Genomic DNA, 23871 nt, shown 5'->3' with positions numbered 1-23871 from the left:
AAGGCCCGCAGAGGACTCTCACCTCCAAGTCACAAACCGGGGCACCACTCCCGGCTCTCGGTGCTCTCGCACCTCGCGCCATGCCTGGCGCACACAAGAGAAGGCGGCCCGGGACGCTGCCCGGCCGCTCGGCGGCGATGCTGGAAAAGGCGGCAGATGGCCTGTAAGCCGGGTTCTGTCCCCGGCCCCGTATCCTTGCGGACGGCGGGCCGGGGGATGGCCATTCCTCTGGGACGACGGTCGCCCGTCGCCTCGCGCGACCAACCCGGGCGGCAGGCGGAAACGCCTGTCGGCCCATGGTTTCCCACGGGCCGCCCCGCCCCTATTCGGTCTTGCTCCCGGTGGGGTTTACCGTGCCGCGACCGTTGCCGGCCGCGCGGTGCGCTCTTACCGCACCCTTTCACCCTTACCCGGCCGGAGCCGGGCGGTTTGCTTTCTGTGGCACTGTCCCTGGGGTCGCCCCCGCCGGGCGTTACCCGGCACCGTGTTTCCGTGGAGCCCGGACTTTCCTCCCCGCCGGGCCGAAACCCGGCAGAGCGGCCATCCGGCCATCTGCTGCTGCGCAGTGTATAGGAACTGGTCGGCCGGACCGCAAGGCGGCCCATGCCGTCCCATGACGGAATGGTGACGGAGGATCAGTCCGGCACCCGCGTCAGATCCGAAAGTTTCTCCCGCTGCCGGCCCTCGGCATCGAAATTCGCCGGGCTCAGCCAGCGCTCGAAGGCGGCGCGCAGCCGCGGCCATTCGCCGTCGATGATCGAGAACCAGGCGGTGTCGCGGTTGCGGCCCTTGTACACCACGGCCTGGCGGAACAGCCCCTCGTAGCGGAAGCCGAGGCGCGCGGCCGCGGCGCGCGACGGCGCGTTCAGGCTGTCGCATTTCCATTCGTAGCGGCGGTAGCCGAGCTCGTCGAACACCCGCCGCATCATCAGAAACATCGCCTCGGTCGCCATCGGCGTGCGCTGCAAGAGCGGCGAGAAATGGATGTGCCCGACCTCGATCGCCCCGTTCGCCGGGTCGATGCGGAGATAGGAGGCGACGCCGACCGCCCGGCCGGTGGCGCGATCGATCACCGTGTGGAACAGCGGGTCGCTGCCCGCCGCCATCTTGTCCAGCCAGGCGCGGAAGCTCTCCATATCGGCGAAGGGGCCGATGCCGAGATAGGTCCAGTTGCGGCCGTCCGCGTCCCGGCCCATCGCCTCGAACAGGTCCCCGGCATGACGGGTGGGGTCCAGCGGCTCGAGCCGGCAGGTGCGGCCCTCCATCTGCGTGGGCGGCGGCAGCGGCCGCTTCTCCCAGCCGGGAACGGGGGCGCCGATCGGCTGGCCCAGGGCGTTGGTGAATTCGGCCATCATCGGTCTCCGCATCACTCGCCGGCTTCGGCGGGGGCCGGCGCGCCCCGGACATTGGCGCGCAGGATATCGTCGAACCGGGCGCCGCCAGCATAGGGATCGGTCGCCGCGCCGGGGGCGATGCCGGCCGGCAGCAGCGGACAGGGCTGCAGCGCCCCGATGGTCTCGGCGATCGGGACCACCCCGGCCCAGATGCCGGCGGCGAGATCCTCCTCGTCGTCATGCGGCGGGCCGCTGCGGATCTTGACGCTGGCCTCTTCGATCTCCATCGCGATCAGCGTGGTCGCCCGCACCTCCTTGTCGGTCGGGCGCCGCATCTCCGCCACCCGGCCGGGGAACAGCCGCTCGACATAGGCGTCGAGCGCCTCGCGCTTATGCGCCTCGTCCTCCACCTTCGCGGCGGTGCCGAACACCATCACCGAGCGGTAGTTCATCGAGCAGTTGAAGCCGGAGCGGGCGAGCACCAGCCCGTCGATATGGGTCGCGGTCAGGCAGACCGGCAGGCCGACGCTCTGCCCCTGCAGCATCCGGCTGACCGAGGAGCCGTGCCAGTACAGCCGGTCGCCGTCGCGCCAATAGGCGGTCGGGGTGCAGTAGGGCTGGCCGTCGAGGACATAGGCGATGTGGCAGACCACGCTGGCGTCGAGCACGGCGTGGACCGTGGCGCGATCATAGGCGCCGCGCTTGGCCAGGCGCTTCAGCCGAGCGCGGGCGGAGGGGACGGTTTCAGTCATGGCGATCCTCGGAACGGCATTGGCCTTCCCGATGCCGCGTTCCGCGGCGACTGGAAAGGTCCAATGTCGCAGGAGCGGCCCGACCAATCGATGCGCTGAAAGCTTGCCGGCCGCGCAGCGGTCCGCGAGCATGGCGGCGAGGCGCAACGTCCTGGACCGTCCCATGATCGACCACGTCACGATCAATGTCAGCGATCTGCAGAAGAGCAAGCGCTTCTATGAAAGCGCCCTGGCCCCGCTGGGCTACGGCGTGGCCTTCGGGAAGGAGGGCAGCTTCTGGGCCTTCGATATCGGCGACGGGCTGTTCGAGATCCAGCGGTCGGACGGACCGCCGCCGCTGACGCCGACGCATGTGGCCTTCCGGGTGAAATCCCGGGAAGAGGTCGACGCGTTCCACTGCGCCGCCCTGGCCGTGGGCGGGCGCGACAACGGCGCTCCCGGTCCGCGACCGGAATACACCGAGGCTTACTACGCCGCCTTCGTGCTGGACCCCGACGGCCACAACATCGAGGCCATGATCGACCCGAAACCCTAGCGGAACCCGCGCAGCACCGCCCCGAGCGCCCGGGCGGCGGCGTCGAGGGCCTGGGGCGGGAAGCCGGTGAAGCCCAGGATCAGCGCCCGGCGCGGCGGCGCCGCGACATGCATCGGCGACAGCGGCCGCACCACCAAGCCGCGCCGGCGCGCCGCCTCGGCCACCGCGACGTCGTCCAGACCCGGCCGGAGGTCGGCGACGAGATACATGCCGCGGTCGACCGGGGCGACGGTCAGGTCGTCGCCGGCCTCGGCCGCCAGCGCCGCGGTCAGCCGATCGCGCCGCTCGGCATATTCCTGGCGCATGCGGCGGATGTGGCGGGTGAAATGGCCCTCGTTGATGAAGTCGACCAGCACGTCGTCGAGGATGGTCGAGGGGAAGCGGTCGGCGGCGTTGCGGATCACGGCGAAGCGGTCGACCAGATCCGGCGGCAGCACCACGTAGCCGACGCGCAGCCCCGGGAACAGCACCTTGCTGAGGGTGCCGATGTAGATGACGCGGCCGTGCCGGTCCAAGCCCTGCAGGGCCGAGAGCGGACGGCCGGAGAAGCGGAACTCGCTGTCGTAGTCGTCCTCGATCACCCAGCGCCCGTCGCGCGCCCAGTCGAGCAGCGCCAGCCGCCGCGGCAGGCTCATCGCCACGCCCAGCGGGTAGTGGTGCGTCGGGGTGCAGTAGAGGAGGCGCGCCTCGGACGCCAGCGCCAGCCCGGCGGCGACGTCCAGCCCCTGCCCGTCGACCGGCACCGGAACGATCCGCAGCCGGTGCTGGCGCAGGCAGGCCAGCGCCGCCGGGTAGCACGGGTCCTCGATCCAGGCCGGGTCGCCGGCCTGCGCCACGGCGCGCAGCACCAGGTCCAGCCCCTGCTGGCTGCCGGAGACGATGGCGATGTGATCGGCGTCGCAGGCCACGGACCGCGAGACCCTGAGATATTCGGCCAGGGCCTCGCGCAGCGGCCGGTGGCCCATCGGGTCGCCGTAGCCGCGCTGGCGCACGCCGATGCCGCGCAGATGGCGCTGCACCAGCCGGCCCCAGGCGCGCTCGGTGGCCGGATGCATGCCGCAGAAGCCGGCGGCGAAGGGCACGGTCTCGCCGCGCCAGGCCGGGGCCGCGGCAGCCGGTCCGGGACGTTCGGCCGGCGCGGCCGGCCTTTCCTCCACCTCGATCCCGGCGGCGACATAGGTGCCGGCGCCGACCCGGCCGGCGACCACGCCTTCGGCCTGCAGCTGGTCGTAGGCGGTGACCACGGTGGTGCGTGACACGCCGAGCCGGTCGGCCAGGATCCGGGTCGCCGGCAGCCGCGTGCCGGCCGGCACCACCCGGCGGGCGATCAGGTCGCGCAGCGCCAGGTGCAACTGCTGGAACAGCGGCCGGCGGTCGGCCGGGTCGAGCCCGAGATCGATCAGGTCGATCCAGGAGACCGGGCGATCGCGCACCGTCCGACTGGATGGACGCCCGGTCACGACGGGAACAGGATCGGGGCATAGTCCATCGCCCCGTGCAGGATGTGCAGCACCGTCACGGTCTCGGCCTCGAGCCGATAGAAAATCAGGTATTGCCCGTGCACACGCCAGCGAACCCCGTGATGCTCATACCGCGGCACGAGGGGAAAGGCCTTGGGGATGTTGGCCAACCCGATACACCGGTCCCGCAGCTCCCGGATGAAGCTCCGGGCGCGGGCAGGGTTGTCCTCGGCGATATGGTCGCCGATCGCCTCGAGGTCGGCCTCGGCCTCGGCCGAGATGACGACGATCATGACGACCGCTTCGCCAGCTCCCTGTACTTCGCTTCCAACCGGTCGAAGACGTCGGCCGCGGGCTTGACCCGCCCCGCCTCGGCATCAGCCAGCCCCCGCGCCAGCGACGCGTCGAGGGCCGACAGGCGGGCCTCCCTCTCCTGAATCAACCGGACGCCTTCGCGCAGCACTTCGCTCTTGGAATTGTAGCGGCCGGATTCGACCAGCTTGGCCACAAAGCTTTCGAGTTGCGCTCCCAAATCGGCACTGATCATCGGCAGTCCTTTCCCGACGATGCCCCAAGACGGTTCATAATAATTATCAAACGGCACTGCCGCAACCGAGCGGCAAGGTCAGCCCTGGCGCAGCCGGGCCACCAAGTCCGGCAGGGAGGCGATCTGGAAGCCCTTCTCCGCCGCCTCGGCGACCAGCGCGCCGGCATCGCCGCGCCCGGCCAGCGCCTCGCCCGCGGCCCAGAGCAGGGTCGAGCGGGTGCCGCTGCGGCAATGCATCACCACCGGCTTCGGCGCCGAGGCCAGGGCCTGCTGCATCGCCTCGACATCGCCCGGCGCGATCGAGGAGGAGGTGACCGGGATGTGGATGTAGGTCAGGCCCAGCCGCTCGGCCTCGGCCCGCGCCTGCTCGGCCGGCAGCTGGCCCGGCTCCTCGCCGTCAGGGCGGTTGTTGATCAGGGTCCGCGCGCCCGAGGCCACGATCTCCGCGATCGCCGCGCGGTCCACCTGCGCCGCCGCGTACAGCTCCGGGGCGATCTCCGTCAGCTTGGCCATCTAGATCCTCTCAGGGGTTCAGGTTGGATGCCGGGACGCCGGCTGTCCCCGTTTCCGCCTCATTGTTGTCATTGCCGGGCATGACAGGAAAGGGGCCGGAGGGCAGAACGGAACGCCCCCTCACGTGACCTGCGCCTGGGCTTCGACCACCTTGGGCCGGCGCAGGATGATGATGCCGACGCCGATCAGCGTGGCGATGCCGCCGAGCAGCAGCGTCCAGCTGGCCGGCTCGTCCAGGAACAGCACGCCCGACAGCACGCCGAACACCGGCACCAGCAGGGTATAGGGCATGGTCTGGTTGACGGAATAGGTGCGCAGCAGCCGGTACCAGACGGCGTAGGACAGGATGACGACGACCACCGCCTGGAAGGCGACGGCCATCCAGGCCCACCCGCCGGCCTGCGTCACCGCCTGCCACTGGCCGTCCTCGATCAACAGTGAGGCGCAGAGCAGCATCGGCGCGGCGAACAGCGACATCCAGCCGTTGATGGTGGAGGGGTCGAGATCGGCCATCCGCTTCATCTGGATGTTGGCGCCGGCCCAGACGATTGCCGCCAGCACGATCAGCCCGATCGCCCACAGGGCCGAGCTGTGCCGCGGCTCGCCGGCCAGGATGGCGACGCCGCCGATCGCGACGGCCATGCCGAGCGCCCGGCGCCAGCCGATCCTGTCTCCGAAGAACAGCATGGCCATGGCGGCCGAGGCCGGCACCTGGACCTGGATGACGATCGCCGCCACCGCGGCGTCGACATGCGCCAGCCCGGTGAACATCAGCGAGAAATGGGTCAGCCCCAGCATCACCGACAGGATCAGCACGTCGCGCCAGCGCCCGCGCGGCCGGCGCACGAAGGGCACCAGCAGCAGCGCCACCAGGCCGAAGCGAAGCGCCATGAACAGGAGCGGCGGCAGCTCCGCGAGGCCGTATTTGGCGATCACGAAGTTGTAGCCCCAGATCAGCATGACGCCGAGGGTGAGCAGCAGGTCGAGCGGCCGCATCATCAGGCGCCGAGCTCCTCCGCCAGGGCCGCGAGCTCGAGCCAGCGTTCCTCCGCCGCCTCCTTCTCCGCCTCGGCCGCCGCCAGCCGGGCGGACTTCCTGGCGAAGCCGTCGGGGTCGCGGGCGTACAGGCCGGGATCGTGCAGCGCCTGGCCGAGCTGGGCGATCTCGGCGGCCAGCGCCTCGATCCGGCCGGGCAACAGGTCGAGCTCGCGCTGGTCCTTGAAGCTGAGCTTGGTGCGCGGTTTCGGCGCCGCCGGCTTGGTCGGCGCAGACGGCCGGGCCGCCGAAGCGGGCGCCGCGGCTGGCGCCGGGCGCTGTCGCAGATAGTCGGTGTAGCCGCCGACATACTCCGTCACCCGGCCCTGGCCTTCGACCGCGATCACGGAGGTCACCAGCCGGTCGAGGAAGTCGCGGTCGTGGCTGACCAGGATCAGCGTGCCCTGGAAGTCGGCCAGCACCTCCTCCAGCAGGTCCAGCGTCTCCAGGTCCAGGTCGTTGGTCGGCTCGTCCAGGATCAGGAGGTTGCTGGGCCGGGCGAACAGCTTGGCCAGCAGGAGGCGGCCACGCTCGCCGCCCGACAGGCTCTTCACCGGGCTGAACATCCGCGAGGAATCGAACAGGAAGTCGCCGAGGTAGGAGGCGATGTGCCGCTTCTGGTCGCCGACCTGGACATGGTCGCCGCCATGCGGCAGCAGCACGTCGCGCAGCGTGGTCTCGGGGTCGAGCGCGACGCGGGTCTGGTCGTAATAGGCGGGCTCCACCCCCGGCCCCAGCCGGACCGTCCCAGAATCCGGCCGCTCGGCCCCGGTCAGCACCTTGACCAGGGATGATTTGCCGGCGCCGTTCGGGCCGATCACGCCGATCCGGTCGCCGCGCGCCACGCGGGTGGAGAAGTCGCGGACGATGACGGTGTCGCCATAGGCCTTGGAGACATGCTCGGCCTCGATCACGCGGACCGCGCCCCGGCCGGCCTCGGCGATGCCGAGCGCCGCCACGCCCTGGCGGTCGATCTGGGACCGCCGCTCGGCGCGCATGGCGTAGAGGTTGCGCAGGCGGCCCTGGTTGCGCTTGCGCCGGGCGCTGATGCCCTGGCGCGACCAGGTGGTCTCGGACGCGATGCGCTTGTCGAGCCGCGCCCGCTCCGCCTCCTCCTGCGCCAGGATGGTCTCGCTCCATTCGTCGAACTCGGCGAAGGGCTTGTCCATCTGCCGCAGCACGCCGCGGTCGATCCACCAAGCGCGCTGCACCAGCGCGTTCAGGAAGGCGCGGTCGTGGCTGATCAGCAGCAGCGCGCCGCGCCAGGCCTTCAGCTCGGCCTCGAGCCATTCGATGGTCGGCAGGTCGAGATGGTTGGTCGGCTCGTCCAGCAGCAGCACGTCGGGCTCGCCGACCACGGCGCGGGCGATGGCGGCGCGCCGCCCCTCCCCGCCCGACAGGGTGCCGGTCGACCGGTCGCCGTCCAGCTTCACCGCGGCCAGCACCTGCTCGACCCGCCAATGGTCGTGGGCGCGGTCTGCCGGCAATGCGGAGGCGACATAGTCGGCCACGGTGGCGTGGGCGGACAGGTCCGGCTCCTGCGCCAGATAGGCGATGCGGACGCCCGGCTGGACGAAGCGCTCGCCGCCGTCGAGGTCGATGGCCCCGGCCAGCGCCTTCAGGATGGTCGACTTGCCGCTGCCGTTGCGACCGACCAGACAGGCCTTGTCGCCGGCCGAGAGCGCCAGGTCGACGCCGGTCCAGAGGGGCGTGCCGCCGAAGGTGACGGCGGCGTTGCGGAGGCCGAGCAGAAGGGTCATGCGCCAAGGATCCGAGAGAGGCCGCCCTTGTCGCAACTATGGCCGGGCTTGGCTACCCCGGTTTGGACATACCGGACTCACGACGGAGCGGCCGCTCGCCGTGCGCTCGACCGTGAGGGCCACACCGTAGAGCCGGGTCAGCCGGTCCGGCGTCAGCACCGCATCGACCGGCCCGGCCTCGAACCGCCCTCCCGGCTCCAGCACCGCGACCTGATCGGCGACGGCGAAGGCATGCTCCGGCTCATGGGTCGAGACCAGCACCGCCAGGCCGTCGCCGGCCAAGGCGCGGATCCGGTCCAGCACCATGAGGCGGTTGCCGAGATCGAGGCTGGCCGTGGGCTCGTCCATCACCACCACCCCGGCCTGCTGGGCCAGGGCGCGGGCGATCAGCGCCAGCTGCCGCTGGCCGCCGGAGATCCGGGTCGAGTCCCGCGGTGCCAGCGCGGCGATGCCGAGGGCGTCGAGCGCCCGCAGGGCGATGTCGAGATCGGCCTGGCCGGGCGTGGCGAAGGCGCCGAGCGACGCCGTCCGCCCCATCACCACGAGGTCCAGCACGCTGTAGGCGAAGTCGCCCGGATAGGCCTGCGGCACATAGGCGACGCGGCGGGCGACCGCCGCCGGCCGCAGCCGCGCCAGCGCCTCGCCGCCGATCCGGACGGTGCCGGCCAGCGGCGGGATCAGGCCGAGCAGGGTCTTGAACAAGGTGGTCTTGCCGACACCGTTGGGGCCGAGCAGGCAGGTGACCGAGCCGGCGTCGAGCGCCAGATCGATGCCGGAGGTGACGGTCACGGCGCCATAGCCGATGGTCAGGCCCTCGGCGGAGAGCGCTGTCATGGCAGCCTCCGGCGCCGGCCATGCGCCAGCAGCCAGACGAAGATCGGGCCGCCGACCGCGGCGGTCAGGACGCCGAGCGGGATCTCGATCTCGGCGGCGGAGCGCGCCAGCGTGTCGATCGCCAGCATGAAGGCGGCGCCCAGCAGGATCGCCGCCGGCAGCAGCTGGTCGAAGCGCGGCCCGACCAGCAGGCGCGCCTTATGCGGTACCATCAGTCCGACCCAGCCGATGACGCCTGAGATGGCGACCACCGCAGCAGTCGCCAGAGTTGCCGCGACGATCACCAGCAGGCGCAGGCGCGGCACGTCGACGCCGAGAGCGCGGGCCTCGTCGTCGCCCAGCGACAGCACGCCGATGCGCCAGCGCAGCAGCAGCAGGGGCACGAGACCGACCAGCACCGCCGGCAGCACCGCCGCCGCGTCGCCGGCCTTCACCCCGGCCAGGCTGCCGAGCAGCCAGAAGGTGATCGCCGGCAGCTGGTCATAGGGGTCGGCCAGCACCTTGACCAGGGAGATGGCGGCGCCGGCCAGGGCGCCGACCACGATCCCGGCCAGGACCAGCACCAGCACGTCGCCGCCGCCCCGCAGCGTGCGGGCCAGGGCGCCGACCGCGGCCACGGCGGCCAGCCCGCCGCCGAAGCCGAGCAGCTGGATCGCCGCCACCGGCAGGCCGAGCAGGATGCCGAGCACGGCGCCGAAGCCGGCGCCGGTGGAGACGCCGAGGATGTCCGGCGACACCAGCGGATTGCGGAACAGGCTCTGATAGGCGGCGCCGGCGGCGGAGAGCGCGGCGCCGACCAGCATCGCCGCCAGCACCCGCGGCAGGCGGATGCGGAACAGCACCGTCTCCACCGTCGGGTCGATCGCCTCGCCGAAGATCCGGCGCCACAGCGCCGCCAGCACCTCCTGCGGCGGGATGCGGTAGGGGCCGATGCCGGCGGCGACCAGTACCGTCGCGACCAGCAGGAGCGTCAGAACCAGAAGGACCGTTGCCGTTCGCACCGCGCCGGCCTCAGCCTCCAACCTCGTCGAGCAGGCGGGCCAGGTCGGAATCGGTCGGGTCGACCTGGTAGAACAAGCGATAGAAGCCGCGGACCTGGTCGCGAAGGTCGCCCGGCGCCTGCTGCGGATAGAGGGTATGAAGCAGCCAGGTCAGGCCGATCAGCCGGTTCACCGAGGGCGGAAAGTCGACGAAGCCGAAGGGCTGGCCCGGCGACAGGAAGACGCGCTCGGCCTTGACCGCCGGCACCGGCTGCCAGTCCGGGTTGGCGGCGACGCCCCCCGCGAAGCGGCGGTCGAGCGCGATGATGGTGTCGGGCGCCCAGGCGATCACCTGCTCGCGCGAGGCGGTGACGAGGCCGCCCTTGTCGCGCAGGCCCTCGACCACGTTGACGGCGCCGACCCGTTCCAGGATCTCGGTGGTGATCGACCCGCGCGACCCGCTCTCCAGCCCCTCCGGCCCGCGGGCGAGATAGACCTTCGGGCGCCTGTCGGCCGGCACCGCGGCCAGGACGGTGTCGACCTGGGCGAAGATCGCCTCGGCCGCCTCGGCCAGCGCCTCGCCCCGCTCCGGCACGCCGAGGATGCCGGCCAGGAGGCGCAGCGCCGCCGGGGTGTTGCCGAAGCTGCCGTCGATCAGCAGGTAAGGAATGCCGGTCTGCTGCTGCACCCGGTCGGCCAGCGATCTGTAGGTGTCGCCGATGGTGCCGAAATCGACGATCAGGTCGGGCTTGGCGGCCAGCAGCTGCTCCAGATTGACCGTGTCGCCCCGGCCGGTGAGACGGCCGGTCTCCGGCAGGTCGCGCACCGCGGGCAGCAGGTACGGCTTGTCCTCCGGCCGCGGCGCCCGCGCCCAGCCGGTCATGGTCTGCGGCGCCAGCATGTAGACGAGGATCGAAGCCGGCGGGCCGGCGGCGAAGACGCGGCCGACATGGTCCGGGATGTCGACCCGGCGGCCGGCGGAATCGGTGACGGTGCGGGCCCAGGCGGGCGTGGTCACCAGGGCCAGGGCGGCGATCAGGGCGGCCAGGGCACCGCGGCGGCGGAACAAGGTCACGGGTCCCCCACGTCGGAATCGCCGGGTGTCGGCGGGGCCACCGGCGTGAAGGCGCAGCGGTCCGGCTTGATGTCGATCAGCGGCGTGCCGTCGAGGCAGTCGAGCCCGCGCACCAGCAGGGTCGAGCCCTCGATGCCGAGCAGCGCGACCATCGCGGTGCCGATCGGGTTCGGCCTGACCGGCGAGCGCAGCGAGAAGGTGCCGCGGGTGGTGCCGTCGTCCTTCGGGCTCTGCAGCACCAGGTCGCGGCGCGACCGGTGCAGCCAGTACAGGATCTCGAGCCTGTCGAATTCGGCAACGCCGGCCAGCGCCTGGTCCCAGGGCAGGAACACCTCGATCCGGCAGGTCGGGCCGTCCCGCCGGCCCTGGCGCGGGCAATCCATGCGATGGGTCCAGGGCGTATGGATGCGGCCGATGAAGACGAGGCCGGCATCGGCCGCCTCGGGCCATTCGACGGCGCGTTCGGCCGCCCGGATCTCGTCCTCGCGCACCATGCGGACCTCCAGCTCCCGTGCCGCTTCGTTATATAGAGTGATATACGCCGGTGGGCGAGAGGCTTGATGCCGCGGACAGGCCGCGAGCCGGACGTCGGGCCGGCCGCATCGCCGGATCCCGAGCCGGCGCGGCCGGCTCGCTCTTTCTGCAGGCTCCTTGCCGCGCGACAGGACTCCAGAGGACTTCTGTCATGTGCCGCGGCGGTCGTGATATTGTCTCCGGCGACTATCGCTGCAAAACGAGTCGGACGAGGCGCGTCTGGGGGGGTGCCAGATTACCGACAAGATTTTCATCACCGGCGTTGCCGGCTTTTTGGGAAGCCACCTGGCTGATGCGTTCCTGAGTCGCGGCGCCCAGGTCGCCGGCATCGACAATCTTCTGGGCGGCAGCCCCGAGAACGTACCGCCGGGGACAGACTTCCGCGTGGCGGACTGCAACGACCGGCATGTCTATGCGGATATGCTCCGCGGCACCCAGATCGCCTACCATTGCGCCGCGTTGGCCCATGAAGGCCTCAGCGTATTCTCGCCGCATCTGATCAGCACGCATGGCTTCAACGCGACGACGGGCTTCATCAGTGCGGCCATCGCCGCCGGCGTCAGGCGTATCGTCTATTGCTCATCCATGGCGCGCTACGGCCGCAACTCACCGCCTTTTGCGGAACATCAGGATCCTCAGCCGGTAGATCCCTACGCCATATCGAAATCTGCCGGCGAACTGATGCTGCGCACGCTCTGCGATGCGCATGGCGTGGAGTTCAACATCGCGGTCCCGCACAATATCATCGGCCCCCGACAACGCTACGACGATCCCTACCGCAATGTCGTGAGCATCATGATCAACAGGATGCTCCGCGGCCTTCAGCCGGTCATCTATGGCGACGGCAGCCAGCGACGTTGCTTCAGCTTTGTCGACGATGTCGTGCCCTCGCTGGTCCGCCTCGGCGTCGACCCCGATATTCGCTCCGAGGTCTTCAATCTCGGGCCCGACGAACAGGTCGTGACCATATTGGAGTTGGCTCGCGAGATTGCCGGCCAGTTGAATTTCGAACTGGCACCGATCTTCATGCCCCCTCGGCCGCTCGAGGTGCAGGATGCGTTTTGCTCATCCGACAAGGCGCGCCGGCTTTTGGGGTATCGAACGACCTATGCGTTGCGGGACGGCCTGGCCGGGATCATCGCCTGGATACGCGCCAAAGGCCCCAAGGAATTTCGCTACGATTATGAGATCGAGATCCGCAACGAGCGCACCCCCCGAACATGGGTGGAGTCGATCATCTAGACGAAGAGCGATCAGGGCCGGCATCGTGGCGGAGATGATGAGGTGGAGCTAGCGCGGCTGTTTCGCAAGGTCGGCCGCACGGCACAGGTCCATATCCCCTTTCTTCGGGAACTGGGCAAATCCGCCGAACATCGATTGCGTCTGCTGACACGCGCACCGCATGATCGGGAGTTGCAGGGTTTGCGGCTGATCGATGTGCCGAGCGGCGCGCTGTTCCTGGACGTCGGCGCCAATCGCGGCTGGGCCACCCACTCCATCAGAACCATCTGTCCGCACGTGCGCATCGACGGCTTCGAGCCGAACCCCGAAATGGCGCGCCGCATTGCCCATGCCTATCGCCCGCCAGACACTCTCCACACGGTGGCCTTGTCGAACCGGGCAGGAGAATTTCCGCTCTATGTGCCGACGTATCGGGGGCTGGCGTTCGACGGTCTGGCGTCTCTGAGCGAAACAGAGGCGCGCCGATGGCTCAGCAGGGACACCCTGCTCGGGTTCGATCCCAAATGCGTGGGAATCCGTCAGATCGCCGTCCGTGTCGCAACCCTGGACAGCTTTGGCCTCGCCCCCTTCTTCATCAAGATCGACGTGCAGGGTCACGAATACGATGTGATCGCCGGCGGCCTGGCTACGATCGCGTCGTCGAAGCCCATCATCTTTGCGGAGAGCCAGGTCCTGGATGTGGAAAAGGTGCTCGAGCTGCTGTCGGAGTGGGGCTATCGGGTCTGGCGCTTCGACGGCGCACGTCAGGCGGGGGAGATCTCCGAACAAAACGTGTATCTGGTGCCGGAATCGAAGATCGGACTGATCCGGGCGCCTTAGCCGTCTCGCCGACAAAGCACGTCACATGACGGAAGCCGCCTTGGTCCACTTTCCATCTGCTTCGGCGGAGGACACGCAGGCGTCGACGATGGCAGCGAGCCGAACGCCTTGCCAGCCATCGGACACGGGCCTCTCTCCCGTTCGTATACAGCGCAGAAAGCATTCGACTGCGTTCGCCAGAGTCTCTTTCTGACTGTGCAGCGGCAGGACTCTCCCGTTGCGGCGATCTGCGTCGAGGTCATGCAGCCCGTATTCGGGCGTCGCGGCGAAGGGAGATGCGTGAAGCCTGACCTTGTGATGAAGCTCCAGATCATCGAACTCGACGGCCTGCCGATTTGAGCTGATGACGATGCGCCTGGCCTTGGTCGAGGCGCACCAATTGACGCGGATTCCGGCCCTGACACCTGACGCATAGGCCAACATTATGCGTTGATCACCCGCCGCACCGGCACCTCGTGCCGGCAGTTCTTTTGCGGAGACGGCGAGAGGGCTCTCACCGATAAGGAAATCCAGAATGGCGAGATCGTGGATCGCCAGATCGTGAAAGATGGAAGCGTCCTCTCTGCACTGTCCGTTATTGGTGCGAACCGACTCGTAACAGCGCATTTCCTCAAAATCTTTGCGGACAAGCATTTGCTTAATCAGCCTGATGCTGTCGCTGTAAAGAAACGTATGATCGATGAAGAGAACCCGCCTCTGCCGCTGCGCCAGCATGACCAGCGTCCGCGCTTGTTCCGCGGTCTCTGCAACCGGCTTCTCGATCCAGACATGCTTTCCGGCCTCGAGGGCCGCCTTGGCGAGGCCGTAATGGGTGTTGGCCGGCGTGGCTATGGCCACGGCATCCAATGTGTCCATGCTCCAGAGCTCGGCCGGCATCGAGGCGAGCAGAGCGCTCGGAAAACGGCGGCGGGCCTCCTCCCGTCTGAGAGGTGCGATGTCGACGATAAAGCTAATATCGAGCCCTGCCACCTCCGAAAAACACCGGGACAGTATCTTTCCCCAGTAGCCGAATCCGATGATGCCAATCCGCATGCCGCGCCCTCCCCCAAAGCCCGACCTGCCTGCTCTTGCAAATTATCACTCTCGGCCGGCGTATTCCATCCTCAGTATTACGGAGTTGCCGTACTCGATAAATAACCGGCCCTGCCTTTGCGCCGGCGACTGCCTCTGCTAGACTGGTTTCCGGGTGGGAGGCCGATTCACATGCCGGATATATCGGTTGTGGTCATCTCGACCAACGAAGGCGTGGAGCTCGATCCATGCCTGGCGTCGGTGCTGGCCAGCACTGCGGATTTCGAATTGGTCGTGTTCAACAACGCATCGACGGATCAAACCGGAGATCTGCTGGCTCACAAGTATCGCGATAGCCGAATGTCTGTCGTCACCAACCCGACAAAGCTCGGATTCATCGAAAACAACAACAAGGGCATAGAGCTGGCCAGGGGCCGCTACGTTCTCCTGCTCAACGCCGACACGATCCTGAAGCCCGACACGCTGGCGGCCATGGTGAATTTCATGGATGCCCATGCGGATGCGGCTGTCGCGACCTGTCGCCTGCTCTATCCCGATGGCGCGCCGCAGGCCCATGTCCGCCGCTTTCCGACGCCGGGATCCTATTTCTGGCGCATCACCCATCTGGACCGGCTGTTTCCGCGCCTGCGGTCGGTCGAACGGTACCTGATGAACGACCTGCGGCACGATCGGGCGGTCGAGGTCGACTGGTTCATCACCGCCTTCTTCTTCATGCGCAAGGAGGTTATCGACCGGATCGGCGCGCTCGACCGGACGCTGCTGCAGCCGTTCTATTGCGAAGACCTGGAGTGGTGCTATCGCGCCCGTCTCGCCGGCTACAAGAACTACTACCTGCCGGATGTCGCGATCACTCACGTCTACCGTCAGAGCAGCAGCAAGCGGTTCAGCCGCCTGTCCGTGGTCCATCTCTGCAATATCGCGATCTTCTTCTGGAAGCACCGCATGGCGCTGATGACCGGAAAGGTCGCCTCGACATGAGCGTATTGCTGCTGAATCAGCCCTGGATCGAGAGCGAGGCCGAATACGGCCTTCGTGCGGGTGTCCGCTGGGCGCAGATCCGCAAGCGTGACCGCTCGATGCCGTTCTATTCCTTTCCCTACGCACTTGCGAGCGCCACCAGCTACCTCAAGGCCCATGGCATCGAGGCCGTCCTGCGGGACAGCATCGCCCTGGGGGAAAGGAAGGATCAGGCGCTGCAGCATATCGCGGACCATGCTTATGACATCGTCGTCCTGGAGACCTCCACGGCCTCGATCGCATGCGACCTCGATTTCTGCGACGCGATCAAGACGTTCCGCCCGGCAACGACAGTCTGCCTGGCCGGGCAGCACGCCACTGCGATGCCGGACCACGTCCTGCGGTCCAGCCGCGCCGATTTCGTCCTGATCGGCGAATACGAGAAGACCCTGCTGGATCTCTGCCGGTGCCTGGATGGCGGCCAGCCGCCTGCCGCCCGGATGAAGGGCCTGGCCTATCTACGGGAAGGGCAGATCATCGACGGCGGCCGGCACGAACCTCTGGATCTTCGCGAGCTGCCGCCGCCCTACCGGGACCCTGCGACTGTCCAGACCTACAACGAGCCGTCCGCCCGGTTCTTCCCCAATGCCGCGGTGATGACGTCGCGCGGCTGTTCGTTCCAGTGCACCTTCTGCGTGGAGGCCTCCGTCAACTACGGAGCGCCTTCGCGGTTCCGCTACCGTCCGCTGGACAATGTGCGTCAGGAGATCCTGGCGCTGGCGACCGATCATGGGGTCAGGGAGATCTTCTTCGACGACTCGTTCTTCACGGAGAAGCGCGCCATCGAGATCTCGGCGCTGATGGAGGCTCTTCCCGTCCGGCTGCACTGGTCGTGCTGGATCGACCGGGGCATCTCAAAAGAGACCCTGAGACGCATGAAGAAGGCCGGATGCTCCGGGGTCAAGTTCGGGGTCGAGACCTTCGATCCGGAGATCGGGCTCGCGGCCAGGAAGAGGGTCCGCCGCGAGACCGTGGAGGCGCTGGTCCGGCGCTGCCGCAGGGCCGGCCTGCTGACCCATGCGAGCTACGTCTTCGGGCTGCCGGGCGAAACCCGGCAGACGCTGGAGCGGACCCTGCAGGCGGCCGCCGCGCTCAGGACGACATCGTTTCAGGCCTCCATCGCCATCCCGATCCCGGGAACGGAGCTGTTCGACCAGGCCCGGAGAAACGGCTGGCTGCGCACGACCAACTGGAGCGAATACGAAGGGCAGGGCTCGTCCGTCCTGCGATACGAGGATCTGAACGAGGCCGACCTGCTCTGGGCCATGACCCGGGCGCGGCGGCTGAAGATCCGCAGATTGCTGCAGAACCCCGTGGCGCTGTCCCTGTACGCGATCAAGCTGCTGCGGATGATGGGGCCGCGGGAGTTCCTGCGGGACATGCAGCGGAAGGCGGCGTTTCTGCTGGCGCGGGAAGCGCAGCCGCGACGATGACGACGTCCTCGGCCACCGCATTCCGCGTCCCGATCTCGGGCAAGCGCATCTTTGACGTCGCCGTTTCGGCGATCCTGCTGCTGGTGCTCGCGCTGCCGCTCGCCCTCGTCGCCATTCTGGTCGCCCTGGACCTGCGGGGCTCGCCGTTCTTCTGCCAGCGACGGATCGGATGGCAGGGCAGGCCCTTCACGATCTACAAGTTCCGCAGCATGAGGAAGGGCAGCCCGCCGCCGGACTCAGCCGGCGACGCCGAGGTCCCGTTCCTCTACCTGCCGCGGCACGATCCCCGCATCACCCGCCTCGGCAGGTTCCTCCGCCGCTATAGCATCGACGAGATCCCGCAACTGCTGAACGTTCTTTTGGGCGACATGAGCCTCGTCGGGCCGAGGCCGTTCGACGTCCGCGACTTCGAGCAGGGCCCCTTCCCGCATGCCGGTTACGACGAGTGGGTCCGCAAACGCCATTGGACACGGCCCGGAATAACCGGCCTGTGGCAGGTCTCGGGACGCAACAACACCAGTTTTGCCGATCTCATGGCCCTCGACCTGCGATACGTCATGGATTGGACGCCCGCCGTGGAGTTCCTGATCATTCGCCGGACCTTCAGGGCGGTGATGGGCGGCAGTGGTGCCTATTGACCCTGTCACCCGCGCCAGGCGGGCCCTGGGCCGCACCATGCGTTATGCCAGGGCCGGGCTGTCCTGGAAGGTCCGGGGTGACACCGTGCTGGACTATCCGCCCGAGGAAGTCTCGCTGGAGCTGACCAACAGCTGCAACTTCAAATGCGCATTCTGTCCGCAATCGGATCCACGGCACTTCGACCATGTCGCGCGCTCCATGCTGAGCCCCGACACGGCGGAGCTGATCCTGACCCGGCTGCGCGACGGCGGCGTCAAGACGGATGTGATGCATTGGACGCTGGACGGCGAGCCGTTTCTGAATCGTGGTTTCGACGACATCTGCGTCCGGGCCATCGGGCTCGGCTGGCGGCACTTCATCTTCGCGACGAACGGCTTCTATTGCACGCCGGCGAGGCTGGCCACGCTGCCGCGGCAGGAGGGGGTGCGGTACGTCCTGCATGTCGATTTCTGCTCGGACGAAGCGCTGTTCGAGGCACATCGCGGCCAGGCCGGGTCCTGGGACCGGATCCGGCGCAACATCCTGGGCGTGGCAGGCGATGATGCGCTGGCCCATATCGGCATCCAGCTGACGGACATCTCGTCCTTCGCGCTCGACGATGCCGAGGCGCTGGCGACGCGGTTCTCCGACCTGAAGCGCATGTTTTCCGGAGGCCGGGCCCTCACCTTCAAGACCCGGACATTCCACAACGCCTGCGGGCATGTTCCGGACATGGCCGAGCGCAAGAAGGCGGTCAGCCGCAGCTACAATCTGTGTCCATATCCATGGATGTCGCTGTATGTGGCGTCGAACGGCGATGTGGTCGCCTGCTGCCGCGACCTGCGGCACAAGACGGTGCTGGGCAACCTGATCACCGACAGCCTGCCCTCGATCTGGAACGGGGCAAAGTACCAGCGGATGCGCGCGGCCCTGCTTGCCCGGCAGCCGGAAAGCATCGACGCATGCCGGGGCTGCGATCTACCCTACGACGCCAGCAAGTTCGCCTTCAGCCATCTGGTCCACATCGCGCTAAACCGGTTTGGCATGCTGCGGTAGCGGCGTGCCGCAGGACAAGGCGCGCGTTTCCGCCGCATCGCCAAGTCCCGCCTCGATCCCGATGCCGGGGTCCGGTGTGCGTTCGGACCGCTCGATCGCCTGCCGCGTCACGCGACAGACCTCGTCGACCTGCTGCTCCGTCATCTCGGCGAAGATCGGCAGGGACAGGGTTCTGGCGGAGACATGCTCGGCGATCGGAAAATCCCCTCGCCGGTAACCGAGGTCGGCGTAGGCGGGCTGCAGGTGCACCGGCCGCGGATAGTGAACCCCGGTCTCGATGCCCGCGACCGCAAGCGCCGCGCGCACGCTGTCACGGTTGGAAACTTCGATGGCAAACACATGGTGGACGTCGCTGCATCCCGCAAACGCCATCGGATAGGCGATGCCGTCGCCCAGCCCTGCGCGGTACTGTCGAGCGTGACGGGCCCGCGCCGCCGACCAGCGGTCCACGTGGTCGAGCTTCACCCGCAGCATGGCCGCCTGTACCGCGTCCATCCGCATGTTGAAGCCGGCGAGGGTGTGCGTGCCCTGCTGGGCCTGTCCCCAATGGCGCAGCAGGCGGACCCGTTCAGCCAGGTCGGGATTGTCGGTGACGATGGCGCCGCCCTCCCCGAGCGCGCCAAGCGGTTTGGACGGGTAGAAGCTGAACGTGCCGATGTCGCCGATCCCGCCGATACGGCGTCCATTGTGGAGGGCGCCATGGGCCTGCGATGCATCCTCGATCAGCCAGAGATCATGCGCTTCCGCCAAAGCCGCAAGCGCGGCCATTTCGGCCGGGCGCCCATGCAGATGCACAGGAACGATCGCCTTCGTGCGTGGCGTGATCGCGGCTCTGACCGCCTCGGCGTCGATCGTCCACGCATGGGGTTCGATGTCGACGAGAACCGGGCGCGCGCCGGTATATTGGATGGCCGCGATGGTCGCCACGAAGGTGAACGCCACTGTGATGACCTCATCGCCCGCTCCAATGCCACAGGCCAACAGCGCAAGATGCAGGGCGGAGGTTCCGGAATTGACTGCCACAGCATATGAAGTTTCGCAAAAATCAGCGAAGCCCTTCTGAAACACATCCACTTCGTCGCCGAGTCCGTATCTACCGGATCTGAGAACGCGCATTGCGGCATCTTCAATCGATTCGCGCAGCGAGGCGTTCTGCGCCTTCAGATCGACAAGCGGTATTTTCACCCGACCTGCTCCGCAATCAGTGATGGGTAAATATCTCTATCGACCGGCTCAAGTTTAACAGTGTTCCGGGTAAGCCGGCCGTCCGGGAAAATCACGACCGATCTGAATATAGATCCGCAATAGGATCAACCTCATAGAGATGCCGCAGGGCCTGCGACGATGGCGGAGGCCCGCGAGACCGGTCCGGCCTCGCCCCGCCGCTACGCCAGCTTCCGCTCGCGCCGGATGATGTCGTAGGCGGCGTTGATCCGGGCCATCTTGTCGGTGGCGACGGCGATGAAGTCGGCCGGCATGCCGCGGGCCACCAGCCGGTCCGGGTGGTGCTCGCGGATCAGCCGGCGATAGGCCGCCTTCAGGCTCTCGTCGTCGATCTGCCGCTCGACCCCCAGCACGCCGTAGGGATCGACGTCGCAGCCGGCGCATTCCTCGGCACACAGGCGATGGAAGTCGGACTGGGCCAGGCCGAACAGCCCGGCCACGGCGCGCAGATAGTCCAGTTCCGCCGGCTTCACGTCGCCATCGGCCTTGGCGATATGGAACAGGCACTGGAGCAGCTCCTCCAGCACCTCCGGCCGGTCCTTGAACATGCCGGCGAGCTGCCGGGCATAGGGCTCGAACCCCGCCGAATCGCGGCGTGCCAGGTTGAACAGGCGCTCGACATTCGCCTCTTCCTCCGGCGGCACGCGGAAGACCCGGCGGAAGGCCGACACCTCCTCCGCCGTCACCGCGCCGTCGGCCTTCGCCATCTTGGCGCCCAGCGCGATCACGCCGATGGTGAAGGCGATGTGCTGGGTGGCGTCGCCATCGGCCGGCGGCTGGCCGCGATACCAGTCGACGGCATGGCCGGCCACGGCGCCCAGCAGCGCCCCGATCGGGCCGCCGATGGCCAGCCCTGCGGCCGCACCGACGATCTTACCCCAAATGCCGCTCATCCCTCGTTCCGTCCGCCGATACGCCGCCCATCGACCGCCATGATAACAGGTCGCGCGGCGGAACGGAGGGGCCGCGATGACGCGGGCCCAGCGGTTCAGCTCGCCTCCGCCGGGTTGCGCAGATAGTAGCGCCGGGTCGGGAACACCGCCTTGATCGTGGCGAAGTCCGCCGATCCGACAGACCCGCCGCCGGCCGGCAGCTTCGCCGCCGCCTCGTCGATCAGCTCGATGCGGTCGCGGGTGTCGGGATGCGACGAGAACAGCGAGGTGGTGTTGTCCTCGCCCGGCGGCACCAGCGAATCCAGGGTCTTGAACACCGCCGAGGCCTGGCGCGGATCGTAGCCGGTGGCGCGGAAGACAGTCAGCACATAGGCGTCGGCCTCACGCTCGTGGCTGCGCGAGTAGCCGGAGGTGACCAGCGCCTTGACCGGGCCTTCGAGCTGGTCGAGGGCGGCACTGCTCAGCGGCTCGACCACCCCGCTCAGCGACCCGGCCTGGGCGCTGATCTCGGTCTGGGCGACGCCCTTGCCGAAGGCGGCCAGCCGGTCGAGCATGCCCTTGCGGTCGAGCTCCTGCACCTGATGGCTCAGCTCGGCATGGCCCATCTCATGCGCGATCACGGCCGCCAGCTCGGACTCGCTGGCGACGTAGCGCAGCAGGCCCTTGTTGATGCCCAGCTTGCCGCCCGGCAGAGCCCAGGCGTTCGGGCTGTTGTCGTCCAGCACCGTGATCTCCCACCGGAACTGCCGCTTGGAGACACGGAACAGCGGCTCGGCGAAGCCGCGCACCGCCGACTGGACCCGGGCGTTCGGGTAGGCCCCGCCCGAATCCGCGACCAGGCGGGGATACAGCCCCTCGCCCATCGCCAGCTCCTCGGTCGGACTCATCTCCTTCGAGGCGAACAGCTGGCCGATGGTGCTGGCCGCCGACACCGGGTCGCTGGCGTAGTTCTGCACGGTCTGGCAGCCGCCGAGCGCGAGCGCCGCGAGGCTGGTGCCGGCCCCGGCGAGAAAGAAGCGGCGATGCAGGGTGGTGAATGGCGTGTTCAAAATATCCCCCTCATTTCGTGGTCAGACTATGGCTGCGGTCCCAGTCGGCCGGCGGCGGCGCCTGGGCGCAGGCCTTCGCGCGGTCGCGGTAGAGCGCGGCGGCCGGATCGGTGCCGGCCATCTCGGCGAAGCGCTCCGCCGCCTCGGCGAAGCGGCGGCGGTAGTAGAGGGCCAGCGCGGCGTGGAACCGCCGCACGGCCTGCACCTGCTCGGCCGTGGCATCGACCAGCGGCGCGATCGGCTCGTACACCCGGACCGGCCGCAGCTTGCCCTTGACCGCCAGATAGTCGAGCCGCCGCACCAGCCAGCGCCGCGGCAGGGCGCGATAGGTCGCCTCGCCGATCATCAGTCGGCTGCCGTAGAGCTTGTTGGCGCCTTCCAGCCGCGAGGCCAGGTTCACCGCGTCGCCGAGGACCGTATAGTTCAGCCGGGTCGGCGACCCGACATTGCCGACCACGGCCGGGCCGGAGTTGATGCCGGCCCGCAGGCCGAGCGGCGGCAGGCCCTGGTCCTGCATCGCGGTGCGGTTGTACCGGCCGAGCGCCACGAAGGCGTCCATGCCCGCGGCGACGGCGTGCTCCGCGGCGCGGGAATCGGGCAGCGGCGCGCCCCACACCGCCATCACCGAATCGCCGATGAACTTGTCGACATAGCCGCCATGGCGCTCGACCGCATCGGCGACGCGGGCCAGCAGGCCGTTGACCACCTCGACCAGCCGTTCCGGCTCGTCCTCCAGCCGTTCGCTCAGATCGGTGAAGCCGGCGATGTCGTAGAAGGCGATGGTGATCGGCCGGGTCTCGCCGGCGAGGGTCAGGGCGTCGGGATTCTCGGCCAGCCGCTCGACCAATGCCGGGGCGAGATAGTGGCGGAAGGCGTGCACCACCCGGCGCCGCGTCCGGTCCTCGACCACGAAACGGTAGACATAGACCGCGGTGTAGGTCAGGGCGAAGGCCAGCAGCAGCGGCAAGAGCGGCGGGACGATGCCGCTACCGAGCGCCGGCAGCGAGGCCAGGACCGCGACCGCGGCGGCGCCGAGCAGCGCCAGCACGCCCCAGCCCGGCGCCAGCAGGAACAGAAACATCCCCAGCGCGGTCGAGGCGACCCCGACCACGGCAGCGGCGGCCGGCGGCGGCAGCATCTGCGGCGCCCGGCCGAGGGCGAAGGTCAGCGCCGCGACGGCGTGGACCAGGGTGCCCGGCATGTTGGACCGGCTGAGCGTGCTGGCCATCGGCGCCGGCGGGCGCGCACAGCGCGCCGCCGGGTCGTGGTCCGACGCCTCGGCGAGCAGCCGCCGCGCCGTGAGGTGGCGGTCCTCGACATCGAGCAGCGGACCGATGATGACGATGCGGTCGGCGAATTCGCGGCGGAAGAAGTCGGCCTGGCCGGCCTCGGCGCAGGCAGCCAGGTCGGCGAAGTCATAGATCGGCACGTCGCGCGGACCGATGGTGAAGTCGATCACCGAAACACCCTGCGGCACGGCACGGCCGGCCCGGGCGACGAGCTCCGCCGCCAAGGTCGGCACGGTGTCCCCGCCGTCCTGGCGCCGCATGACGGCCGGGTAGGTCCGGACCACGTTGTCGGGGTCGTAATGCAGGTTGACCGGGCTCAGGTTGCGGTCGCCCCCGACCGCCGTGACCTGCCCCTGCTCCGGCCGCACCGGGACATCGCCGGACTGGGCGAAGCCGAGGACGATCCGGCCGGTCGGCGCGATCGCGGCCAGCGCCTGCTTCAACGGCCGATCGTATCTCTCGATCAGATCCCGCCGGTCCAGCGTGGTCGGGAAGATCTCGTCCAGGCCGATCACCGCAGCCCCGCCCTGGGCCAGACCGGCCAGCACCTGAGCGAGCTCCGGCGTCCAGGAGACCTTCGGCCGGTTCCACAGCGGCGGGGTGCGGTAGGTCTCCTCCCGGATCGCCACCACCGCCACCGGCAGGCGGTGCGGCAGCGGCCGGGACGTCCAGCCGAGCGGCCGGTCGAGCCGCAGCAGCACGTCAATGCCGAGACGCTGCAGGAAGCCGGCGCCGGGCAGCAGCTGGCTGCAGCCCAGGACCAGGCCGATCCCCAGCGCCACGGCCGGGCGACGGAGCCTTCGCATGATCGGGAGAGAGAAGGGAGCGTCCGGCCGCGCG

24 protein-coding genes and 1 other RNA gene are annotated in these 23871 nt (G+C 68.8%); 7 read left to right on the top strand and 18 right to left on the bottom strand.

Translation table 11 applies throughout. The features are described from left to right. Positions 1–148: 148 nt before the first annotated feature. The 3 genes from rnpB to ACFW16_RS23190 all read right to left on the bottom strand — a co-directional run bounded on the left by rnpB (position 149) and on the right by ACFW16_RS23190 (position 2086). Positions 149–556, bottom strand: an RNA gene (rnpB, locus tag ACFW16_RS23200) — RNase P RNA component class A. A 79-nt stretch (positions 557–635) separates the two neighbouring features. Further along, a complete protein-coding gene (locus ACFW16_RS23195; RefSeq protein ID WP_380309443.1) occupies positions 636–1352 on the bottom strand; it encodes a GNAT family N-acetyltransferase in 717 nt (238 codons plus the stop codon). Between the two features lie 14 nt (positions 1353–1366). Next, entirely contained in the window at positions 1367–2086 is a 720-nt protein-coding gene (locus ACFW16_RS23190) for a pyridoxamine 5'-phosphate oxidase family protein (RefSeq protein ID WP_380309441.1), read from the bottom strand. A 163-nt stretch (positions 2087–2249) separates the two neighbouring features. Here ACFW16_RS23190 and ACFW16_RS23185 point away from each other — a divergent pair, with 163 nt between their 5' ends. Beyond that, positions 2250–2621 carry a VOC family protein gene (locus tag ACFW16_RS23185; protein ID WP_380309439.1) on the top strand — a complete coding sequence of 124 codons (372 nt, stop codon included), beginning with the start codon at positions 2250–2252 and terminating at the stop codon, positions 2619–2621. Here ACFW16_RS23185 and ACFW16_RS23180 read toward each other — a convergent pair. The 10 genes from ACFW16_RS23180 to tsaA all read right to left on the bottom strand — a co-directional run bounded on the left by ACFW16_RS23180 (position 2618) and on the right by tsaA (position 11319). Then, a complete protein-coding gene (locus tag ACFW16_RS23180; RefSeq protein ID WP_380309437.1) occupies positions 2618–4054 on the bottom strand; it encodes a PLP-dependent aminotransferase family protein in 1437 nt (478 codons plus the stop codon). The genes ACFW16_RS23185 and ACFW16_RS23180 overlap by 4 nt on opposite strands. 23 nt (positions 4055–4077) lie before the next feature. Beyond that, positions 4078–4374: a type II toxin-antitoxin system RelE/ParE family toxin gene (locus ACFW16_RS23175; RefSeq protein ID WP_380309435.1), complete on the bottom strand. Its 297-nt coding sequence runs from the start codon at positions 4372–4374 to the stop codon at positions 4078–4080. After that, positions 4371–4628, bottom strand: a complete 258-nt coding sequence (locus tag ACFW16_RS23170) for a type II toxin-antitoxin system ParD family antitoxin (protein ID WP_380309433.1) — start codon at positions 4626–4628, stop codon at positions 4371–4373. The genes ACFW16_RS23175 and ACFW16_RS23170 overlap by 4 nt, the downstream gene beginning before the upstream one ends. 78 nt (positions 4629–4706) lie before the next feature. Continuing rightward, entirely contained in the window at positions 4707–5141 is a 435-nt protein-coding gene (locus ACFW16_RS23165) for a TIGR01244 family sulfur transferase (protein ID WP_380309431.1), read from the bottom strand. A 120-nt stretch (positions 5142–5261) separates the two neighbouring features. Then, positions 5262–6140: a DMT family transporter gene (locus tag ACFW16_RS23160; protein ID WP_380309429.1), complete on the bottom strand. Its 879-nt coding sequence runs from the start codon at positions 6138–6140 to the stop codon at positions 5262–5264. After that, on the bottom strand, positions 6140–7936 hold the full coding sequence (locus tag ACFW16_RS23155) for an ABC-F family ATP-binding cassette domain-containing protein (protein WP_380309427.1): 1797 nt from the start codon (positions 7934–7936) through the stop codon (positions 6140–6142). The genes ACFW16_RS23160 and ACFW16_RS23155 overlap by 1 nt, the downstream gene beginning before the upstream one ends. A 36-nt stretch (positions 7937–7972) precedes the next feature. Next, positions 7973–8770, bottom strand: coding sequence for an ABC transporter ATP-binding protein (locus ACFW16_RS23150; protein ID WP_380309425.1), 798 nt, complete (start codon positions 8768–8770; stop codon positions 7973–7975). Next, positions 8767–9771 (bottom strand): FecCD family ABC transporter permease, encoded by a 1005-nt coding sequence (locus ACFW16_RS23145; RefSeq protein WP_380309423.1) that lies wholly within the window; start codon positions 9769–9771, stop codon positions 8767–8769. Before ACFW16_RS23145 ends, ACFW16_RS23150 begins: the two co-directional genes overlap by 4 nt. A gap of 10 nt (positions 9772–9781) precedes the next feature. Then, positions 9782–10825, bottom strand: a complete 1044-nt coding sequence (locus ACFW16_RS23140) for an ABC transporter substrate-binding protein (RefSeq protein ID WP_380309421.1) — start codon at positions 10823–10825, stop codon at positions 9782–9784. Continuing rightward, the gene (gene tsaA / locus ACFW16_RS23135; RefSeq protein ID WP_380309419.1) at positions 10822–11319 is read right to left on the bottom strand and encodes a tRNA (N6-threonylcarbamoyladenosine(37)-N6)-methyltransferase TrmO; all 498 of its coding nucleotides are present in this window, start codon (positions 11317–11319) and stop codon (positions 10822–10824) included. The genes ACFW16_RS23140 and tsaA overlap by 4 nt, the downstream gene beginning before the upstream one ends. 232 nt (positions 11320–11551) lie before the next feature. On the opposite strand from tsaA, the gene ACFW16_RS23130 reads away from it, so the two are divergent. Next, on the top strand, positions 11552–12601 hold the full coding sequence (locus ACFW16_RS23130) for an NAD-dependent epimerase/dehydratase family protein (protein WP_380309449.1): 1050 nt from the start codon (positions 11552–11554) through the stop codon (positions 12599–12601). A gap of 42 nt (positions 12602–12643) precedes the next feature. Continuing rightward, a complete protein-coding gene (locus ACFW16_RS23125) occupies positions 12644–13420 on the top strand; it encodes an FkbM family methyltransferase (RefSeq protein WP_380309417.1) in 777 nt (258 codons plus the stop codon). Between the two features lie 21 nt (positions 13421–13441). Here ACFW16_RS23125 and ACFW16_RS23120 read toward each other — a convergent pair whose 3' ends face one another. After that, complete coding sequence (locus tag ACFW16_RS23120) at positions 13442–14452, bottom strand: Gfo/Idh/MocA family protein (RefSeq protein WP_380309415.1); 1011 nt, start codon at positions 14450–14452, stop codon at positions 13442–13444. A 171-nt stretch (positions 14453–14623) separates the two neighbouring features. Between ACFW16_RS23120 and ACFW16_RS23115 the strand changes: the two genes are divergently transcribed. The 4 genes from ACFW16_RS23115 to ACFW16_RS23100 all read left to right on the top strand — a co-directional run bounded on the left by ACFW16_RS23115 (position 14624) and on the right by ACFW16_RS23100 (position 18576). Next, a complete protein-coding gene (locus tag ACFW16_RS23115) occupies positions 14624–15430 on the top strand; it encodes a glycosyltransferase family 2 protein (RefSeq protein WP_380309413.1) in 807 nt (268 codons plus the stop codon). Next, complete coding sequence (locus ACFW16_RS23110; RefSeq protein ID WP_380309411.1) at positions 15427–16902, top strand: B12-binding domain-containing radical SAM protein; 1476 nt, start codon at positions 15427–15429, stop codon at positions 16900–16902. Before ACFW16_RS23115 ends, ACFW16_RS23110 begins: the two co-directional genes overlap by 4 nt. Beyond that, entirely contained in the window at positions 16899–17540 is a 642-nt protein-coding gene (locus ACFW16_RS23105) for a sugar transferase (RefSeq protein WP_380309409.1), read from the top strand. The genes ACFW16_RS23110 and ACFW16_RS23105 overlap by 4 nt, the downstream gene beginning before the upstream one ends. Before the next feature lie 85 nt (positions 17541–17625). Continuing rightward, the gene (locus ACFW16_RS23100) at positions 17626–18576 is read left to right on the top strand and encodes a radical SAM/SPASM domain-containing protein (RefSeq protein WP_380309407.1); all 951 of its coding nucleotides are present in this window, start codon (positions 17626–17628) and stop codon (positions 18574–18576) included. Here the strand turns inward: ACFW16_RS23100 and ACFW16_RS23095 are convergent. From ACFW16_RS23095 to ACFW16_RS23080, 4 genes are all read right to left on the bottom strand, one after another. Further along, positions 18550–19761: a DegT/DnrJ/EryC1/StrS family aminotransferase gene (locus tag ACFW16_RS23095; protein ID WP_380309405.1), complete on the bottom strand. Its 1212-nt coding sequence runs from the start codon at positions 19759–19761 to the stop codon at positions 18550–18552. The genes ACFW16_RS23100 and ACFW16_RS23095 overlap by 27 nt on opposite strands. A 200-nt stretch (positions 19762–19961) precedes the next feature. Then, entirely contained in the window at positions 19962–20693 is a 732-nt protein-coding gene (locus ACFW16_RS23090; protein ID WP_380309403.1) for a TerB family tellurite resistance protein, read from the bottom strand. 95 nt (positions 20694–20788) lie between these two features. After that, positions 20789–21742 carry a M48 family metalloprotease gene (locus tag ACFW16_RS23085; protein WP_380309401.1) on the bottom strand — a complete coding sequence of 318 codons (954 nt, stop codon included), beginning with the start codon at positions 21740–21742 and terminating at the stop codon, positions 20789–20791. A gap of 10 nt (positions 21743–21752) precedes the next feature. After that, positions 21753–23837, bottom strand: coding sequence for an adenylate/guanylate cyclase domain-containing protein (locus tag ACFW16_RS23080; RefSeq protein ID WP_380309399.1), 2085 nt, complete (start codon positions 23835–23837; stop codon positions 21753–21755). Positions 23838–23871: the final 34 nt, after the last annotated feature.

The organism is Inquilinus sp. NPDC058860 (genome assembly GCF_042743185.1).
Lineage (GTDB): Bacteria > Pseudomonadota > Alphaproteobacteria > DSM-16000 > Inquilinaceae > Inquilinus.
The sequence above is the reverse complement of the archived record's forward strand: the minus strand, read 5'-3'. Positions and strand labels throughout refer to the sequence as shown.

Excerpts from the sequence above, each read along its gene's own strand:
- ACFW16_RS23195 (WP_380309443.1), bottom strand. The coding sequence starts at position 1,352 with ATGGCCGAATTCACCAACGCCCTGGGCCAGCCGATCGGCGCCCCCGTT.
- ACFW16_RS23190 (WP_380309441.1), bottom strand. The coding sequence starts at position 2,086 with ATGACTGAAACCGTCCCCTCCGCCCGCGCTCGGCTGAAGCGCCTGGCC.
- ACFW16_RS23185 (WP_380309439.1), top strand. The coding sequence starts at position 2,250 with ATGATCGACCACGTCACGATCAATGTCAGCGATCTGCAGAAGAGCAAG.
- ACFW16_RS23175 (WP_380309435.1), bottom strand. The coding sequence starts at position 4,374 with ATGATCGTCGTCATCTCGGCCGAGGCCGAGGCCGACCTCGAGGCGATC.
- ACFW16_RS23170 (WP_380309433.1), bottom strand. The coding sequence starts at position 4,628 with ATGATCAGTGCCGATTTGGGAGCGCAACTCGAAAGCTTTGTGGCCAAG.
- ACFW16_RS23165 (WP_380309431.1), bottom strand. The coding sequence starts at position 5,141 with ATGGCCAAGCTGACGGAGATCGCCCCGGAGCTGTACGCGGCGGCGCAG.
- ACFW16_RS23160 (WP_380309429.1), bottom strand. The coding sequence starts at position 6,140 with ATGATGCGGCCGCTCGACCTGCTGCTCACCCTCGGCGTCATGCTGATC.
- ACFW16_RS23155 (WP_380309427.1), bottom strand. The coding sequence starts at position 7,936 with ATGACCCTTCTGCTCGGCCTCCGCAACGCCGCCGTCACCTTCGGCGGC.
- ACFW16_RS23150 (WP_380309425.1), bottom strand. The coding sequence starts at position 8,770 with ATGACAGCGCTCTCCGCCGAGGGCCTGACCATCGGCTATGGCGCCGTG.
- tsaA (WP_380309419.1), bottom strand. The coding sequence starts at position 11,319 with ATGGTGCGCGAGGACGAGATCCGGGCGGCCGAACGCGCCGTCGAATGG.
- ACFW16_RS23120 (WP_380309415.1), bottom strand. The coding sequence starts at position 14,452 with ATGCGGATTGGCATCATCGGATTCGGCTACTGGGGAAAGATACTGTCC.
- ACFW16_RS23115 (WP_380309413.1), top strand. The coding sequence starts at position 14,624 with ATGCCGGATATATCGGTTGTGGTCATCTCGACCAACGAAGGCGTGGAG.
- ACFW16_RS23110 (WP_380309411.1), top strand. The coding sequence starts at position 15,427 with ATGAGCGTATTGCTGCTGAATCAGCCCTGGATCGAGAGCGAGGCCGAA.
- ACFW16_RS23105 (WP_380309409.1), top strand. The coding sequence starts at position 16,899 with ATGACGACGTCCTCGGCCACCGCATTCCGCGTCCCGATCTCGGGCAAG.
- ACFW16_RS23090 (WP_380309403.1), bottom strand. The coding sequence starts at position 20,693 with ATGAGCGGCATTTGGGGTAAGATCGTCGGTGCGGCCGCAGGGCTGGCC.
- ACFW16_RS23080 (WP_380309399.1), bottom strand. The coding sequence starts at position 23,837 with ATGCGAAGGCTCCGTCGCCCGGCCGTGGCGCTGGGGATCGGCCTGGTC.